This is a genomic window from Microbulbifer mixtoriginis (SeqCode), assembly GCF_052467235.1.
This window is the reverse complement of record NZ_CP174305.1, coordinates 2,531,476-2,549,192: the sequence shown is the minus strand read 5'-3', so window position 1 is coordinate 2,549,192 and position 17,717 is coordinate 2,531,476. Positions and strand designations below refer to the sequence as shown.

14 protein-coding genes are annotated in these 17,717 nt (G+C 53.8%); 3 read left to right on the top strand and 11 right to left on the bottom strand.

Features of this window, described 5'->3' with window-relative positions; genetic code table 11:
• Positions 1-43: 43 nt before the first annotated feature.
• Together ACJJIO_RS11260 and ACJJIO_RS11255 are read right to left on the bottom strand one after the other, a co-directional pair.
• Positions 44-1,543, bottom strand: a complete 1,500-nt coding sequence (locus tag ACJJIO_RS11260; RefSeq protein WP_444899260.1) for a type VI secretion system contractile sheath domain-containing protein — start codon at positions 1,541-1,543, stop codon at positions 44-46.
• Between the two features lie 70 nt (positions 1,544-1,613).
• Positions 1,614-2,333, bottom strand: a complete 720-nt coding sequence (locus ACJJIO_RS11255; RefSeq protein ID WP_252084216.1) for a transposase — start codon at positions 2,331-2,333, stop codon at positions 1,614-1,616.
• A gap of 190 nt (positions 2,334-2,523) precedes the next feature.
• On the opposite strand from ACJJIO_RS11255, the gene ACJJIO_RS11250 reads away from it, so the two are divergent.
• The 3 genes from ACJJIO_RS11250 (at position 2,524) to ACJJIO_RS11240 (ending at position 7,596) form a co-directional block, all read left to right on the top strand.
• A complete protein-coding gene (locus tag ACJJIO_RS11250) occupies positions 2,524-3,387 on the top strand; it encodes a Stp1/IreP family PP2C-type Ser/Thr phosphatase (protein ID WP_252084215.1) in 864 nt (287 codons plus the stop codon).
• A gap of 23 nt (positions 3,388-3,410) precedes the next feature.
• Positions 3,411-6,491: a DUF6531 domain-containing protein gene (locus tag ACJJIO_RS11245; protein ID WP_444908526.1), complete on the top strand. Its 3,081-nt coding sequence runs from the start codon at positions 3,411-3,413 to the stop codon at positions 6,489-6,491.
• An 82-nt stretch (positions 6,492-6,573) separates the two neighbouring features.
• The gene (locus ACJJIO_RS11240) at positions 6,574-7,596 is read left to right on the top strand and encodes a succinylglutamate desuccinylase/aspartoacylase family protein (protein WP_444908525.1); all 1,023 of its coding nucleotides are present in this window, start codon (positions 6,574-6,576) and stop codon (positions 7,594-7,596) included.
• A 7-nt stretch (positions 7,597-7,603) separates the two neighbouring features.
• Here the strand turns inward: ACJJIO_RS11240 and ACJJIO_RS11235 are convergent, their stop codons facing one another.
• The 9 genes from ACJJIO_RS11235 to miaA form a co-directional block, all read right to left on the bottom strand.
• Positions 7,604-8,824, bottom strand: coding sequence for a lytic murein transglycosylase (locus ACJJIO_RS11235; RefSeq protein WP_444908524.1), 1,221 nt, complete (start codon positions 8,822-8,824; stop codon positions 7,604-7,606).
• A gap of 170 nt (positions 8,825-8,994) precedes the next feature.
• Positions 8,995-9,648: a PAQR family membrane homeostasis protein TrhA gene (gene trhA / locus ACJJIO_RS11230; protein ID WP_252084211.1), complete on the bottom strand. Its 654-nt coding sequence runs from the start codon at positions 9,646-9,648 to the stop codon at positions 8,995-8,997.
• 142 nt (positions 9,649-9,790) lie between these two features.
• Positions 9,791-11,113, bottom strand: a complete 1,323-nt coding sequence (locus ACJJIO_RS11225; RefSeq protein WP_444908523.1) for an adenylosuccinate synthase — start codon at positions 11,111-11,113, stop codon at positions 9,791-9,793.
• A gap of 127 nt (positions 11,114-11,240) precedes the next feature.
• Positions 11,241-12,434 (bottom strand): ATP phosphoribosyltransferase regulatory subunit, encoded by a 1,194-nt coding sequence (locus tag ACJJIO_RS11220; RefSeq protein WP_444908522.1) that lies wholly within the window; start codon positions 12,432-12,434, stop codon positions 11,241-11,243.
• 188 nt (positions 12,435-12,622) lie between these two features.
• Positions 12,623-13,495: a protease modulator HflC gene (gene hflC, locus ACJJIO_RS11215; RefSeq protein ID WP_252084208.1), complete on the bottom strand. Its 873-nt coding sequence runs from the start codon at positions 13,493-13,495 to the stop codon at positions 12,623-12,625.
• 11 nt (positions 13,496-13,506) lie between these two features.
• Entirely contained in the window at positions 13,507-14,649 is a 1,143-nt protein-coding gene (hflK, locus tag ACJJIO_RS11210; RefSeq protein WP_444908521.1) for an FtsH protease activity modulator HflK, read from the bottom strand.
• A gap of 145 nt (positions 14,650-14,794) precedes the next feature.
• Positions 14,795-16,126: a ribosome rescue GTPase HflX gene (hflX, locus tag ACJJIO_RS11205; protein ID WP_252084206.1), complete on the bottom strand. Its 1,332-nt coding sequence runs from the start codon at positions 16,124-16,126 to the stop codon at positions 14,795-14,797.
• Positions 16,127-16,262: 136 nt separating this feature from the next.
• Entirely contained in the window at positions 16,263-16,547 is a 285-nt protein-coding gene (gene hfq, locus ACJJIO_RS11200; protein WP_020413623.1) for an RNA chaperone Hfq, read from the bottom strand.
• Positions 16,548-16,738: 191 nt separating this feature from the next.
• Positions 16,739-17,662, bottom strand: a complete 924-nt coding sequence (miaA, locus tag ACJJIO_RS11195) for a tRNA (adenosine(37)-N6)-dimethylallyltransferase MiaA (protein WP_444888894.1) — start codon at positions 17,660-17,662, stop codon at positions 16,739-16,741.
• Between the last annotated feature and the right edge of the window lie 55 nt (positions 17,663-17,717).

Sequence of the window (17,717 nt, the reverse complement as noted above, 5' to 3'; positions counted from 1 at the left end):
TCAAACCCGGCCTACAGAGAATGCCGTGACCGGGAAATACTTTTTAACTCCAGGGCCCTTTTAATTCTCCACCGGCGAGAGATCTCAAACTGGGGAGGACAATCTGATCGCGGCCCTGTACCGAGCGCATAGTACTCAACCCCGCCTGACTAAACTCTGCTGCTGCACGATCGGTAAGCAACGCTTCAGCACAGGGGGTAATCCACTGTCCTTGAGGCAGTTTACGCAGATGCAAAGGCAGGCTTTCATAGGTTGCAGAGGTGGGAGCCTGGAATCTGCCGGTTGTGGAAAAACCCTGACAGATAGCCAAGGCGAGCAGATAGGCACTATTACCCCACTGATAGTATTGGTGGCCCTGATCGGGGGTTAGTTCTTCAAAATCAAAATGCTCAGTGGTGGAGGTCTCACGGCCAAATGGCAGCCGTAACATAAAGCGGGGGGCGGCCAGTGCAACATACTCACTGGCGGAGTAATCCCGTACCGCCTGCCAGCTTTCGGCAAAGCGCTCACTCAAAGGATAATACCAATCATCTGGATCAACCGATCCTGCCAAGCTGGGACAGCCGGCCAGTTTGGTGTCCCCTCCGAGAAGCAGAGTACTTCCAGCCGCTTCCGCAATAGTGGAGAGATCGATCAACAGATGCAGATCTCTCTCCTCGTCCGTAATAAAAAAGTCACCCAACACGAGGTTGTAGGGACGGTCACCGGCGACTGTTTCACGCTCAACCAGTAATTTAAAAACCTGAGACTTTTCAAGATCGCTCTCAGCACTGGCAAAATCGGCAAGCAGCTCTTCCTTGCTGACATCAATCAGGTGCAGCTGCAAATTTGGGTGTTCGTCTAGTCGCCTCATTAAGAAATGCAGACTGAGCCAGCTCGCCTCCAACTGGCGGAAATCACTATGATGCATCACCTTGCGCATAGTGTCAGAGGTCGCCTCGGCCAAGGCGTTTAAATACTCCCCTTGCATGGGATCCACGCTTTTTTGTACATAGGGGGCAACAATGTCCCTAATCAGTTGATCCACCTGGAAAGCACTGCCATTTTCCCTAGCCAGGCGCTCGCGACCCGCCGCGAGAATCTCATCGAGGATTGACTGCTCAGATGAATAATCCGCAGCCTCTTGCCCGGTTTCAGTCAGCTCCGGTTTCCACTGACGAATCTCCTCTGCGGCTTGCTGGAATTGGCCAGGATCACGCAGGCGTTGACCGAGCGCTATAAAATGCTTGAAAAGCGGTAGACGGCTGTAGAGGTAATCCGGGTGTAAATCATCGAAACAAGGTAATTGCAGTGGCTCATCCATCACCGGTAACTGCAGGCTCACCCTAAGATCACTGAATACTCCTTCAAAAGTATCCCGGTTCAGCACATATACCCTGCGCTGAGCAATAGTCTCAGGCTCGCACTGACGACGGCTGGAGCGACCACTAAAATCGCCCAAGATTGCGACTTTTAGAATATCACTGCCATGGTCCATGGTTTCTTCCTTTTTATTTTTATCGCCGTGGATTTGAAATCCGGCAGCTATAGTGGCTTTGCTCACAGTTAATTATCCACAGGTAAAAAAAATACGCAGCACAACGAAACCCCTTGTACTCATCATGCGTTTTTATCTATTTGGTTTCCACTACTTGTTTTTCGATTTTATTCGACTTTCTTGGTCGTCCCCTTTTCAGCGGACGAACCCTCTGATTGGCGATTTGTTCAATCTTATCTTTAAAAGCATCTCCACCCAGAACATGCCCCAACTTAATGGTTTCAGCGATGTAATCCAGTAGCCGGCTATCAAAGCTATAGCGAAAAAGCTGGCGATAAGCCTGTGCACGTTGCCCGGCATTTTCACCCAAGTCGGTATATAAACGATGATCTTTAATCAAATTATCATGCTTAGTGTTTACATGATGATTGAAACTTGACCACTGATAATTTCCCAGTGAGTCAGCAAGTCCCAAATAAAGAGGGCGCAGTTCCACATAGCGGTAGCAGGTCAGCAAGTAGGCATCGGAGTCAATCAAGCTGGATTTATAACGCCCTCGCCAAATGGTGCCGGAACGCTTGTAACGGTGATTGACAAACTGTACGTAACGACGCCCTAGAGATTGCATCATTGAAGGTATGCCATCTGGAACCCTCGGGGTGGCAATAATCTGAATCATATTGGGCAGTAGGACGTATGCGTGCACATCCACATGGTACTGATCAGCAGCATTGCGCAAACTAATCAAATAATATTGATAATCCTCCTCATCAAAGAAGCACGGCAAATTATTGTGACCAACTTGCACAATATGCTGAGGGATATCTATTAGATTGAGCCTGGGCAAACGAGGCATTTTGCCAGCAAATCCTTTTTTATAAGGCGCAATGCCTTTCTAGTGATGAATAAAGGTTTTATTATCGCAAATCAGGGAAAAAAATTTCAAACTTAGTCTACTGCCAAGTTAACATGAACTCTGGTTAGTGGTTGTAATCATGTTACGCTGCATTTTGTTGCTATTTAAATAAAGGGGAGTTGCACCAGACATGGATCAGATAAGTCTGGCGGTCAACGGACGCACTGACATTGGTCAAGTTCGCGAGGAAAACGAGGATAGTATTCGCTGGTATGCCAGCGCCGACCAACCTTTCGCCTATATCGTGATAGCGGATGGTATGGGGGGATACACAGGCGGTGCCACAGCTAGCAAAATAGCGGCAGAAACCGTTCAATTCCATTTAGAAGACCTTTTAAAACATACCTTCCTCTCCTGCACACCCGAGCAACAACAATTGATTTTACGCGCGACTTTGATCGACGCTATCAACAGTGCCAACAACGCCCTCCTAAACACAAAAAATACCAACCCGCATTTTGCAAAAATGGGAACAACAATTGTTGTCGCTGTTATGTGGCACGATTTCCTGATCGTCGCGCATATTGGTGATTCTCGCGCTTATCTATGGAATAACTTCGGCTTACAGCGCCTTACACGCGATCACAGTGTTGTTCAGGAAATGATAGACAGTGGTCAAATAAGCGAGGAGCAGGCACAGCAATCCAGTGTACGAAATCACATAACCCGCGCTTTGGGCGTTTCCAATTCTGTAGAAGCAGAAATTAATAGCTGGAAATTAACAGAGAACGCTTTGCTATTACTCTGCACTGATGGCTTAACTGAATATTTGGACGATCATGCGATTGAGCGAGTGCTTGCCACTCACCGCCCTGCTCTGGAATGTGTTTATCGCTTTATTGATGATGCCAACAGAATGGGAGGGCGCGACAATATCAGTGCGGGTATTCTTGAATACTCCTCCCAACCCGCAGCGCAGATACTCGCACAAGAGCAGAGCGCAACCCAAAGACCAAAATCACCAGATGTAACTATCAGAAAAGCGCAACGATAAAACTGTTTGCCGGAAGCTGAAGAATGACACCGGAACGTCTCACCCAGCTGGTCCCCAACCTGCTCAAAGTCTTAAGCCCCTCCACAGCCACCTTCCCCCAGGGAAATCCTGCGGCAGCCTATCGCTGGGTGGAGGCTATTGAAGAACTTCCCGAGGCCCAAATTACTGACGGCCACCACCGACCTCTGTGGCCAGAACCACCTACTGTCGAGGTCAACACCTATACAATTTCAGCTGCACCTGAAGTCGAGCTGTTACCCGGAGTCAATGAGGGCCCAGTTCAATTTATTAATACTCCCGGTACCAACCCACTAGGGACTCATGTCCCCGCTCTTAGCCGGTGCCGTCGGGTACACGAACAGGTAATCATTGCAACCGGCGAACTGAATTTCGAATGTGTGGACCTCACAATACCGGGGCCACTGCCATTTTCTTGGAAACGATACTACCGCTCTAGTATCGATGAAGACAGTGGAATTGGAGCTGGCTGGCGTCATTCGCTGAGCGAACAGTTACTGGTGCAGGATAACCAAGTAGAACTGTTTAATGCCGAAGGCCGCAAGATTCAATTCCAGTTACCCGCGATTGGGCACGGCTGTTATAACCGCTTCGAACGACTGCTGCTATTCCGGCAGAGTCTGCACAGCTATCGACTCTCCACCTTTAATGAGCCCGATAAAATTTTTCGCGCAGATGGAGTCAACAGTGCACTCCCGCTTACCGAGATTCGAGATCAGTTCGGCAATTCCCTAACCATTGATTACAGCGAAGGGTTACCCAGAAAAATTGTCAGCTCCTGGGGGCGGGTACTCGACTTCGAAAGCCGCGGCGGGCGCCTTACCAAACTGCTGAATAACCACGCTCCCGACGATCAGCGCAATCTGTGCAGCTATGAATTCCAGGGCGGTCTACTAACCGAAGTCCACAGTAATCATGATCTGGAGAGCTATCACTATCACGATTTATTGCTTGTGCAAGCGCACAGCGGTGTGAGTGGCAAGCGTCAATTTGAATACGACCTGCAAGGGCACTGCCACAGGCTGATACAAGAGGAATCGGTAACATTATTAACCTGGCAACACAACCGTGGGAATTGCCAGGTAGAAAATACTGAGCGAACTCCACAACAGCTGCACTTCAACCAGTTCGGCCAGCTCACCAAAGAGCGTCAAGGGCAGCGGCAAAAAAGCTGGCTCTACGACTGCTACGGGAATCTATGCCAGCAGATTAATGCCGATGGACAGCATTCCTTCTTCCGCTACGATGAATTTGGCCGCTTGCGGCGCATCACCGAAGGGAGCAACAGCAAGCGTTATTTATACAGTGAAGACGGCTACCCACAGGCAGTACAGTTAAGTGAACAACAATCATGGCTGTTCACTTACAGCGACAAGGGACGGCCACAGGCAATTATCGACCCGGAACAGCAAGAGTGGAAATTGCTCTATAGCGATCGCGGTATGCTCACGCAAATTACAGATCCCGAGGGCGGCTGCATTGAGTTTACCTGGGATGGCCAGGGGCAGTTACAAACGATTCGCCGAGGGGAAAAGCAGTGGGGTTTCGAATACGATCACTGGCAGCGCATGACCACGCTGGTCGTCAATGGGGAAGCTTGGCGTGAGTGGCGCTATGGCCCCACCGGCGAATTACGCGAGTCCCACATAGGCAGCTACCAATATGGAATCGATTACTGCGAGCGTGGCCAACCCCACGCCATCCATGCCAGTAACAGCCAAAGCTTGCAGTGGGACTACGATAGCTGCGGCCGTATTTGCCAGATACATTTCGCCGATGGCAACCAATGGGCTTTACACCACAATACCCAGGGCCAGTTGACCCAGCTGCAAACCCCCACCGGAGATTACTGCTGGCAATATGATGGACTCGGCCAACTGATCAGCCACCGCACCCCGGACGAGCGCCAACTCACTTGGAACTACAGCGTTGATGGCAGCCTGAGTGAATACTGTGATAACGACTGCCGTTGGTACTTCCACTATTACGACAGAGGCACCCTCGCCAGCATACGCAATAATAATGGCCAAATTAATGAGTTCCATTACGATACTGAAAAACGCCTGATTCAAGCTAACAATTTACATTCATCTGTCCGTTTTAAATACGACCGACGCAACCGGGTTATCGCCGAGAACCACGACAGCAGTGACGTGCGCGATTTCAGCCTGAGGTATCAGTACGATTCACGCGGCTGGTTGAGAAGCGCCAGCTCCGACAACCTCGACTTGGCCTACACGCTCACACCCTGTGGCGCGCTTTACGGTGTGGATGGCAATGGCGAGCCGGTGCTGCGCAGTGAGTTCAAAGAGCAAAACACTATTCATATCCAGGGAGAGGTGCGCAGTATAGTCAAACATCGGTTTGGAAGCCCTTTTAGCCTGGAAAGTGGACTCGCCCTCGCTTGGCAATTTGATAAGTGCCCCCCGCTACAGCTCACTACTCCAATACGCCAGACCGGGTTTCCCCAGGCACAAATTGACAGGGATAAGCGCGGCAACGTGGTCGCCGAGCGGCAAATTCCCGGGCGCAGAGATTATCAATACCAGTACGACGGTTGGGGGCTGATGAGCACCGCAGAATGCGGCGATTTTAAAACTCATTTCCGCTATGACCCGTTCGGGCGCCGTCTGAGTAAAACCTGCACCCATCGCAAGTCGTCACGCCAGCGCCGGGTCACCAGCAGTTGGAGTGGCCTGGGCATCTGGGCTGAAGCACACCAGATCGATGGTAAATCCCGCGGCATCGGCCATTGGATAACACACCCCTTAAACGGATCCGTACTCTGCCACTGGAGCTCCGGCCGCTGTGAGTACTATCACACTGACTCACAGGGAAAACCGCTGGCTATTTTCGACGCACAGGGCACGGTGCAATGGTCTCAGGGAAAAGATGCCGAGGACAGAAATGGCAGAGCCTTTGGACAAACCCCTGGCCCCTGGCGCGGTATCGGCTTGATCGCCGATATTGAGACTGGTCTATGGTACACCACTTCCGGATATTGGAATCCCGCCCTGCAAATGTGGCTGAACGGCTCAAGGATTTTCTCTCACACTACGTCCAATATGCCGCTAATCAGGCTCTAAAATCCTACTGGCGCCCCTCACAGGGGCCCATCCTGGCCTGCTCTATTCCCTAAACTTAGAGCTCTCAATTGCGAACATAACCATGCAAGAATCCCCGAACTTTGAAATTGGCGGTATCGCAGTGGCCAAGGGGGAATCCCGCCATATAGACCTGCCCGTAGTCAGCCTCTACACCAATACAGAAATGGCCATACCCGTTTATGTACAGCGCGGTAAACGGGAGGGTCCCACGATTTTTGTCTGTGCGGCCGTGCACGGCGATGAGCTGAACGGCATCGAAATCATCAGCCGTTTGATTCAGAGCCGCAGTCTAAAATCCCTTCGCGGTAACCTGATTGCCGTACCTATGGTCAATGTCTACGGTGTGCTCCAGCACACCCGCTACCTACCCGATCGCCGCGACCTCAATCGCAGCTTTCCCGGTTCAGCCAAAGGCTCCCTGGCTGCGCGAATGGCCCATGTGTTTCTACGTGAGATAGTGGCCAAATGCGATTACGGCATTGATCTGCATACCGGGGCCGCCCACCGCAGTAACCTTCCCCAGATACGCGCCAATCTCGACGACGATGTGACCCGTGCCATGGCCAAGGCTTTCGGTGTACCGGTATTGCTGAATGCATCGATTCGCGATGGCTCCCTACGCCAGGCGGCCGCAGATCGGGGAGTGAGAATCCTCCTGTATGAGGCAGGAGAAGCCCTGCGCTTTGATGAGTTGTGCATTCGCGCTGGTCTGAAAGGAGTGACTAACGTTCTCAGGCATCTGGGTATGCTCCCGGTAAGGCGCAGACGCAGCTTGATAGAGCCCTTTATCGCTCGTAGCAGTGGCTGGCTAAGAGCCGGCGACAGCGGCATAGCCACCCACCTTAAAGCGCTTGGTGATCAAGTGTACGCAGGTGACCTGCTCGCCACTGTTGCCGACCCCTATGGCAATGAACTAGACCAGGTACGCAGTAATGGCGAGGGAATCATAATCGGCAAGCAGAACATCCCACTGGTGCAGGAGGGAGAGGCGATGTATCACATCGCCTATTTCCACGAACCCCAGGAGGTAGTTGAAAACCTCGAGTTATTGCAGGACAGCCTACTACCGGATGAGAACTTCTAGAGGCGCCCTACTGTTTCTGAAGCAACTCCAATACCTCTTTACTGGGAAAGCCCTTCTCCTCCACACCGGCGCTCTTCTCGAAAGCCTTTATCGCTTTTCGGGTTCCCGGACCAGCTTTACCATCAATCTCACCACTGTAGAAACCCTTCTGCTTCAGCAGTTTTTGCAACTGTTCAACTTGACTGCCATCGAGGGGAGTAAATGGGCGGTTCCAGTCTTTCACCAGCGGCGCGCCGCCGCCAATACGATCCGAAAGTAAACCAATGGCTATAGCATAACGATCGGAGTTGTTATAACGCTTGAGTACAAAGAAATTCTTAAATACTAGAAAAGCCGGACCATTGCGCCCATCAGGCAGCTTCAGCTCCGCCACCGCTTTCTTACTTGGAAAGGGCTCACCATTGGCGCGCTTGACTCCGAGCTTTTCCCACTCCGCAACTGTCAATTTGCCGCCCGGCATTTTCTTGGCGGGAATGGTGACCTCATAGCCCCAGGGCTTACCTTTCTGCCAGCCATTACTGGAAAGTAAATTGGCAGCGGTAGCCAGTGCATCCGGCACCGAATTCCAGATATCACGCTTGCCGTCGCCGTCGATGTCTACAGCATAAGCTTGGTAGCTGGTGGGGATAAACTGCGTGTGCCCCATAGCTCCTGCCCAAGATCCAAGCAGGTGTTGACCTTCAACATCACCGGCCTGCAGGATTTTCAGTGCCGCCAACAACTGCTGCCGACCAAACTTCTTGCGCTGGGGATCTGCATAGGCCAGGGTCGCGAGAGAGCGGATTACACTGCGCATTACCGTCTCATTGCCAAGAATGCCTCCGAAGCTCGATTCCACCGACCAGATTGCCAGTAGGATATTGGGGTCCACACCAAAGCGCTTCTCGATTTTATCGAGCCAGGGCTGCATCTTCTCTTTTTCCCGCTTGCCCCGCTCGATAGCGCGCTTTTGCACACGGTTGTCGAAGTACTGCCACACCGGCGCCTTGAATTCCGGCTGGTAACTGGCTCTATCCAGCACCCACTGGTCAGGAGAGGTAATGCCTTTAAAGGCCTGGTCGTAAACCTGAGGGGAAATCCCATTCTTAACGGCCGTTTGGCGGAACTCCTTTACCCACTTTTCAAAAGCCGGGTCCGGCTTATCGGCAGCCTGAGCCTGTAGAGTGAATAACGTCAAACAGAGGGTAAGAACATAGAGCAGTGCGGGGAACCGTTGCAATTTGGGCATGGGAGTACCTTTGACACGACATTTCGCTCGCACAAGGTTAGAACGAGCCTCTCTCTTCCGGAAGGCGGATTTCTCCAATGGTGTCATCCGCTTGATCCGTCATTAATGGGGACAGTGGAGTCGAAAGGAAGTTCTGGTGATGGCGAGGCCCTGTGACCAGGGCCACAAAATCAGGGAATGACGTAAAAGAGTACGGCGAAGAAATGCAAAATACCGCCAGCCAGCACAAATAGGTGCCAAATAGCGTGGTGAAAACGCAGGCTGCGCCACAAATAAAAAGCAATACCGCCGGTATAACAGAGCCCCCCTAGCACCAACAGCCATAGACCACCGGTCTCAAGACTATTCGCCAGGGGCTTGATTGCAGCGATAACCACCCAGCCCATCAAGGCGCTGAGCGTAATCGACAGTGCACGGATCTTTTTCAAGGGAGTGAACTGGATAATCAGGCCCAGCAGTGCCAAGCCCCAGATAATGCCAAACAACCACCAGCCCCAGGGCCCGCGTAGGGTCACTAGAGTAAAGGGCGTATAGGTGCCGGCAATTAGCAGAAAAATTGAGGAGTGATCCAGAGTTCGCAATATCGCCTTAGCGCCTATATGGCTGACGGCGTGATAAAGAGTCGAAGCGAGGAAACAAAGAATCAGGGTAGAGGCATAGACACTGGAGCTGACGATATGCCAGGCATCCCCACGCAGTGCGGCGAAACCAGTGAGAACACCCAAACCAGCAATAGCCAGAACGGCTCCGATACCGTGGGTTACGCTATTGGCAATCTCTTCAGCAAAGCTATAGCGGCTGGCAACGGAAACGGAAGAGGTCATAAATTGGCCCGATTGAATTCTGGTAGCGAGTGGCTTCAAAACCACTCGACCGATAACTTGAATCAGGTCTAATGATCAAAGGCCTCACTAAAAATAGCAAGGCCAGGATTTGACCGTAGATTCACAAGCAGGCTTTAGAGGCTTATACGCTCGCGTTATGGATTCCCATTTCGCATAGAGCGGAAGAGGCGCGAACGATCGTCTCGTTGCGGTCGGGACCTGTAGAAACAATATCTACCGGCGCACCCACCAGCGCCTCGATACGGGCGATATAGGCCTTAGCATTGGCCGGCAGGTCCGCCTCACGACGCACCCCGAAGGTATTCTCTGTCCAGCCAGGCATGCTTTCGTATACAGGCTCTACCCCTTCCCAACCGGCGGCGTCGAAAGGTACCGGTACTTCTTCTCCGGCACTGTTGCGGTAACCGACACAGATCTTCACTTCCTCGAGACCATCGAGCACATCCAGCTTGGTCAGACACAAGCCTGAGATACTGTTGATACGAATAGCATGACGAACGGCGACCGCATCGAACCAGCCGGTGCGACGCTGGCGCCCGGTGGTGGCACCAAATTCATGCCCCTTCTCACCCAGATGACGCCCTACTTCACAGTCGAGTTCGGTGGGGAAAGGGCCACTACCAACGCGGGTGGTGTAGGCCTTGGTGATACCCAGTACGTAATCCAGGTAGAGGGGGCCAAAACCAGAACCAGTGGCGGTGCCGCCAGCAGTGGTGTTGGAGGAGGTCACAAACGGATAGGTACCGTGGTCAATATCCAGCAGGGAACCCTGAGCCCCCTCGAATAGGATGTGCTCACCCTGTTCGCGGGCTTTATGCAGCTGGTCGGCCACATCGATGATCATCGGCACCAGTTGCTCACGCCAGATCTTGGCCTGCTCGAGAGTGTCCTCGTAGCTCACCGGATCGACTTTGTAGTATTCGGTCAGAGCAAAGTTGTGGTAGTCGATCAGCTCCTTGAGCTGATTGCAGAAGTTCTCCCAGTTACACAGGTCACCGAGGCGCAGACCGCGGCGGGCAACTTTGTCTTCATAGGCGGGACCGATGCCGCGACCGGTGGTACCGATTGCTTTGGCACCGCGCGCCTTTTCACGGGCCTGATCCAGTGCCACATGCACCGGCAGAATCAGAGGACAAGCCGGGGACAGGCGCAAGCGCTTGCGCACTGGGACACCGCGCTCTTCCAACTCAGACATTTCCTTGAGTAATGCTTCCGGTGACAGCACCACACCATTGCCGATCAGGCAGGTCACGCTGGGGCGCAAGATACCGGAGGGGATCAGGTGCAGTACGGTTTTCTCACCGTCGATCACCAGGGTATGGCCGGCGTTGTGTCCGCCCTGAAAGCGCACCACCAGGGAGACCTGTTCTGTCAGCAAATCGACAATTTTACCCTTGCCTTCATCGCCCCACTGGGTACCCAGCACTACTACATTCTTGCCCATCTGTATCAATCTCTAACTCAGGTTTCGTTCTGCAGGAGGCCGAGAGGCCCCTACATCAATGAATCTTGCGGGGTTCACCGCACCAATATAGGCACATTATTGGCACATCCGCTGCGCCCGCCTTTGTTCAATCCCGGGGCTTAACCACCCAGGAGTCGCCCTCGAATACCAGCTCGCGATCACAGCGCGAATGAAGATCGCTCTCTGCACTATCGGAAAGAGTGGCAATGACCACCTCTCCCCGCTCGCGCAGCTCATCAATTGCGCGCCACAGCCCGGCGCCCTGGGGACCACTTACCTCTGGCGCGAGTATGGCACCCTCAGCGGTTATCGCGCTGGTACCCAGCGTATTGAGAGCCACTAAATCACTACTAAAGCCCGTTGCCGGGCGGTCCCGGCCAAATACTGCACCGATACCGTTATAGCGGCCACCATTGGCGAGTGCCTGCCCGTGGCCCGGTGTGTAAGCGGCGAATACCAAGCCGGTTTCATAATCGTATCCACGCACTTCACTCAAATCGAAGAACAGGGTCACCGCCGGGTAGCGCTGCCCCAGAGCCTCGGCGACCTGCTGCAGATCAGACAAAGCATCCAACAGAGCCTGCGGCGCTCCCACCAACTGAGTGGCGGCTCGTTCCAGGCAGTCGAGCCCGCCGGCAAGACTGGGGAGAGCTTGCAGCCAGCCCGATACCTGTGAATCACTAATATTCTCAGACACCCAGCTGTAAACATCGGCACTGGCCTTGTTCTGCAGCAGCGCGGAAAGTTCTTCACGCTCACTGTCACCGAGCCCGGCTGCCTCGGCGAGACTTCGGTAAATCGCTACGTGGCCGAGGTCCAAATAAATATCTTCTACCCCAGCAACCTGCAGGCTCTCCAGCATCAGGGAGATCACTTCGATATCTCCGCTGAGGCTGTCCACGCCAAACAATTCCGCACCTATCTGGATCGGCGCACGCGAGCCCATCGCGGTACGTGGCCGGGTGTGCAGGACCTGGCCCGCGTAGCACAGGCGGTTAGCTCCCGCACGAGGAAAACTATGCGCATCGATACGCGCGGTCTGCGGGGTAATATCGGCGCGAATACCGAGTGTGCGGCCGGAAATCTGGTCTGTGACCTTGAAGGTGCTCAGGTCGAGATCACGCCCCATACCAACCAGCAGGGACTCGGTGAATTCCAACATTGGCGGTATCACCAACTCGTACCCCCAGCAATGATAGAGGTCCAACAGTCGGCGGCGCAGGGTTTCAACTTGAACAGCTCCCGCGGGCAAAATCTCCGCGATGCCATCCGGCAGCATCCAACGATCGGCTTGAGTCATGGTGAAACGGACTTTTCAGAGTTAATGAGGCGCGTCGGCTTCCACAAAAAAACCGGGCGAGGCCCGGTTTGCGTGATTTTAGCACCAACTGCCGGCAGGAAGGTAGGGCTGTCGCAAGGACAGCCACGACCTCGGGCAAACAGCTGGGGGGTAGGGATAATCCGCTGCCATTTGCCCCGCAAGTTGGTTTATTGCCCTTTAGGGTCCTTCAGATAGCGGAAAAACTCACTATCCGGATCCACCAGCAACATATCGGATTTGCTGCGGAAAGATTCCCTATAAGCCTGCAGGCTGCGCGTGAAGCGGTAGAACTCGGGGTTCTTGGTATAGGCTGCGGCATAAATCGATGCCGCCTCCGCATCCCCTGCACCACGCAGTTCTTCGGCCTGGCGGTAGGCCTCGGACTCAATCACCACCTTTTGGCGATCGGCATTGGCTTTGATCCGCTCACTGGCCTCCTGCCCTTTGGCTCGGTGATCCCTTGCCTCCAGCTCACGGCCTGCACGCATACGCTGGAACACGGACTCGGAGACTTCTGGTGGCAGGTCGATGCGCTTGACGCGCACATCAATCACCTCCACACCCAAGTCGCCCTGAGCAACCTTATTCAGGTTTTTGGTGATTTCCGCCATCAGCTCATCGCGCTCACCACTGACTACCTCATGCAGGTCGCGCACACCGAACTGGTTACGCAGCTGATCGTTGATCCGCTCAGACAGTAGACGCACCGCATTGCGCTCATCGCCACGAGTAGCGATGTAGAACTTACTCACATCCGAGATACGATATTTAGCGTACGAATCCACCATCATGAACTTGTTTTCGCTGTTGAGCATACGCACCGGGCTTGAATCCACAGTTTGGATACGAGCGTCAAACTTGCGCAGCTTCTCCGCAAACGGAATCTTGAAGTAGAGACCCGGCTCGGTATAGGTGCGCACCAGCTCACCAAAGCGCAGCAACACGGCCTTTTCCGTTTCCTTCACCACGAAGGCGCTGGAGGAAACCAACAGGACGACGAGCAGCAGTGCGACAATAATTCCTAAAGACTTGTTATTCATTCCATCACCTCCTAGCGAACAGTCTGGCTGCGGCGGCTGCTGGCAGCATCCTGGCGCAGGCGCTCGACGATACGCTGGTAGACCTCTTCGATTACGATCGGGGAGGTGTCTTTACGTTGGACCGCCTGGGATGTGCTCTCCTGCGTCAGCTTATCCAGCGGTAGGTACATCATGTTGTTGCCACCCTCGACATCAACCATCACCTTGGAGGTGTTAGACATCACATCCTGCACCGCATCCAGGTATAGGCGTTCGCGGGTCACTTCCGGCGCGCGCTCGTATTCGGACAGCAGTTTCTCGAAGCGCACCGCCTCACCGCGGGCACTCTCTACAACGCGTGCCTTGTAGCCCTCGGCCTCTTCGATAATTCGCTGTGCCTGACCGCGAGCAACCGGAATCACTTGGTTGGCGTAGGCCTGGGCTTCATTTTGCAGACGCACCTCGTCCTCGCGAGCCTTGGTTACATCGTCAAAGGCATCCTGCACTTCGCGGGGCGCCTTGGCGTCAGTCAAGTTCACCACATCGATACGGATACCCGTTTGGTACAAATCCAGGTACTCCTGCAGGCGCTGTTGGGTGTCGGTGGATACCTGGGTCCGGTTTTGCGAAATCACACCGTTCAGAGTGAGAGAGCCCACTACGTGGCGCAGGGCACTGTCAGTGGCCTCCTGTAGACTCTTCACCGGCTCGCGTACACGCAGTACAAAAGACTCCGCATCACTTACCTGCCATTGCACGGTCAATACCACTTCAACGATATTGGCATCTTCGGTCAGCATCTGTCCGGTGGTGCGCTCGGTACGCACCTCAGTCATATTGACCTTGGTTACACTGTCGATCAGCGGTGGATTCCAGTGCAGGCCGGCCGATTCGGTCGAGTGGTATTTACCAAGGCGCAATACCACCGCCTGTTCGTTGGCGTTGACCTGATAAATACCAAGCCCTGCATAAATCAATACGGCAACAACAATCACCAGCATCCAGGGAAAGTTGCCCGTTCCAGTACTGGGACTGCCACCAAACAACCCACCGAGTTTCTGCTGGACTTTGCGGAACAGTTCGTCGAGATCCGGTGGGCCATCGTTATTGCGGTTACCACCGCCGCCACCCCAAGGGTCTTTGCCGTTGTTACCACCCGGTTCATTCCAGGCCATCTAAATTACTCCAACTCTGATCATTTAAGCTTTGACTCCGGCGGATTCTAGCATTCCCCGCCGGCAAAATATTGCCGCCAGACCTCTGCTGAAGGCAAGTTTGTCGCAATTGGGGCCGCATCGGCCACACGAAAATGTGCTGGCGCTAGTGTTCTTGCGCCTCATTATCATCGGGAAGAGCCTCTTTTGGCAGCCACTCCGGCTCTTCACCACCATCTGTAAATGGGGCCAGTAAACGCTGGAAATCACTGCGCGGAAGCAATAACTGCAATTCGCAATCGCCATTATCCCGATAGTGTTCGCTCTGCACCGCGTTGATCTGGTAGAGCTGTGCGCGCAGGCGGGATTGCTGTGGTTTTACCACCAGCAGCCCCTGTACCATCTGCTCTCCCAGGCGCTCTGCAATCGCCTCCACCAGCAGGTCACAACCAGCACCGGTCACCGCAGAGAGCCAAACCGCACGCGGTACCCCCTCTTCATCGCGGTCAATGCGGGGCTCACTGTCGGCAAGCAGGTCGATTTTGTTGTACACCAGCAGCTGCGGGATATCCGCAGCACCAATTTCCTCCAGTACGGTCTGAACCTCTTCCATCAGGTGCAGACGATCTTCCGCGGCGGCATCCACCACATGTAGAAGCAGCGTTGCCTGCGCAGCCTCTTCCAGGGTCGCGCGGAACGCCTCCACCAGTTTGTGTGGCAGGTGCGAAACAAAACCTACCGTATCAGCAAGGATCATGGCGCCGACATTGGGTAATTCAACCCTTCGCATAGTAGGGTCTAGGGTCGCGAACAGTTGATCGCGCACATACACGTCGGCATCAGTAAGCCTGTTAAACAGTGTCGACTTACCGGCGTTCGTGTAACCCACCAGGGAAACCGTAGCCACTTCGGCACGGGAGCGCGCACGCCGGCCCTGCTCTCGCTGACGGCGAACTTTTTCCAGGCGCTTCTCAATGGAATCGATACGCGCGCGCAATAAACGCCGATCCGTTTCCAGCTGGGTCTCGCCCGGTCCGCGCAAACCGATACCGCCTTTCTGCCGTTCCAGATGGGTCCATCCTCGCACTAGGCGGGTGGTCATATGGCGCAATTGCGCCAACTCCACCTGCAACTTACCTTCATGGGTGCGCGCACGCTGGGCGAAGATATCCAGAATCAGGCCGGTGCGATCCAGCACCCGGCACTTGAGTTCACGCTCAATATTGCGCTCTTGGCTGGGTGAGAGGGTGTGATCAAAGATCACCAGCTCAGCACCCTGCTCTTTCACTTCCTGGCGAATCTCTTCCAGCTTACCTCGACCAACAAAAGTTTTAGGGTCTGGAGTGGCACGTTGTCCAAAAATAAAACTGACCGGATCGGCTCCGGCAGAGAGGGCCAGCTCCTCAAATTCGCGAGGATCATCGGGGCTGTCTATAGCGGAGAGTTCAAGGTGTACCAGTACTGCCAGTTCACCAGATTCCGGTCGATCGAAAAACAATGGGAAATCTCTATATGAGGAAATGGGCGCCTATCTGGCTCCCTAGATTGAAATGGCAGCCGCAAGTCCAACTCCGGATTCACTCGGCTGCTTGCGCCCCGGTAACGGGGCGCGAGTCTCGTTAAGCGCAACTCAATCAGCTGAAAGATTCGCGCTCACCGCCTTCACCATTGCCCTCGCCGCCATGCTGTGCGGCTGGGTTCAACAGGGGAACGCGCACTGCGCGGGACGGTACAACAGTGGAAATAGCGTGCTTGTAAACCATTTGGCTGACGGTATTTTTCAGCAACACCACAAACTGGTCGAAAGATTCAATTTGCCCTTGGAGCTTGATGCCGTTTACCAGATAGATAGAAACCGGGATACGCTCTTTGCGCAATACGTTGAGGTAAGGGTCTTGTAAGCTGTGCCCTTTTGACATCTTTTTTCTCCTTGTCAAAAAGCTGAATGCGGTATGCAGGCCGCAATCGTATCCGCGAAGTGCGCGGATCAAAAAACGACTGAGGTCGAATACGCGTAATAAGTAGTGTAGTTGCGAGCCGGAAAAGGCCGACCCTGTGAAAACTGACTGACTGAGCTTGTCGTTTTATAGCCCAACCACGTTATGGATGCTCAAGCGAGAAATTTCAAGGCTTCGGCCAATATTTCATCATTCTCACGCACCCTGCCCTCGCTGTCCTGAGTGTACAAAATTTCCAACTCGGGCCAGCGCCGCAACCACGTCAGCTGTCGTTTGGCCAACTGGCGGGTGGCGGCAATTCCCGCAGCAACCATCTCATCATAATCGCAGTGCCCTTCCAGATACTGCCACACTTGACGATAGCCCACCGCACGAATCGCCGGTAGATCCTCATGCAGATCGCCACGATCAAATAAACCGCGCACTTCCTGCACAAACCCAGCTTCGAGCATCCGCTTAAAGCGCAGTTCGATACGCCGATGTAGCAGCGACCTGTCCCGGGGCATTATCGCCAACTGAGTCAAGTGGTAGCATTCCTGTACCCCGCCACCAGATTGTTCTCGACGCAACTGGGAAAGAGGCACACCGGTAAGCCGATAAACCTCCAGCCCCCGCTCTATACGTACCGAGTGATTAGGATGCAGTTCCGCGGCTAATTGCGGGTCGACTTGTGCGAGTTCCGCATGCAATGCCGGCCAGCCTTCACGTTCGGCACGCACTTCAATCTCAGCGCGTAGCTTCAGGTCGGCCTCTGGCAACTTTGCCATTCCTTCCAGGAGAGCACGGAAATACAACATAGTTCCGCCAACCAGTAAAGGGATCTTACCGGCTGCGCTGATTTCGTCCATAGCTTCGAGAGCATCTTTGCGAAATCGGCCGGCAGAAAAAGACTCGCTGGGATCACAGATATCGATCAAGCGATGGGGATAGCGGGCCAGCTCCTCCCCGCTGGGCTTGGCCGAGCCCACGTCGAGGCCCCGATAAACGAGAGCCGAATCCACACTAATTAATTCCACCGGCAGGCGATCGGCCAAAGCCATGGCCAAATCCGTCTTGCCCGATGCCGTGGGACCCATCAAAAAAATTGCGCGGGGTTTATCGTCCAGAGTGCGCTCGCTCAAATCACCACCT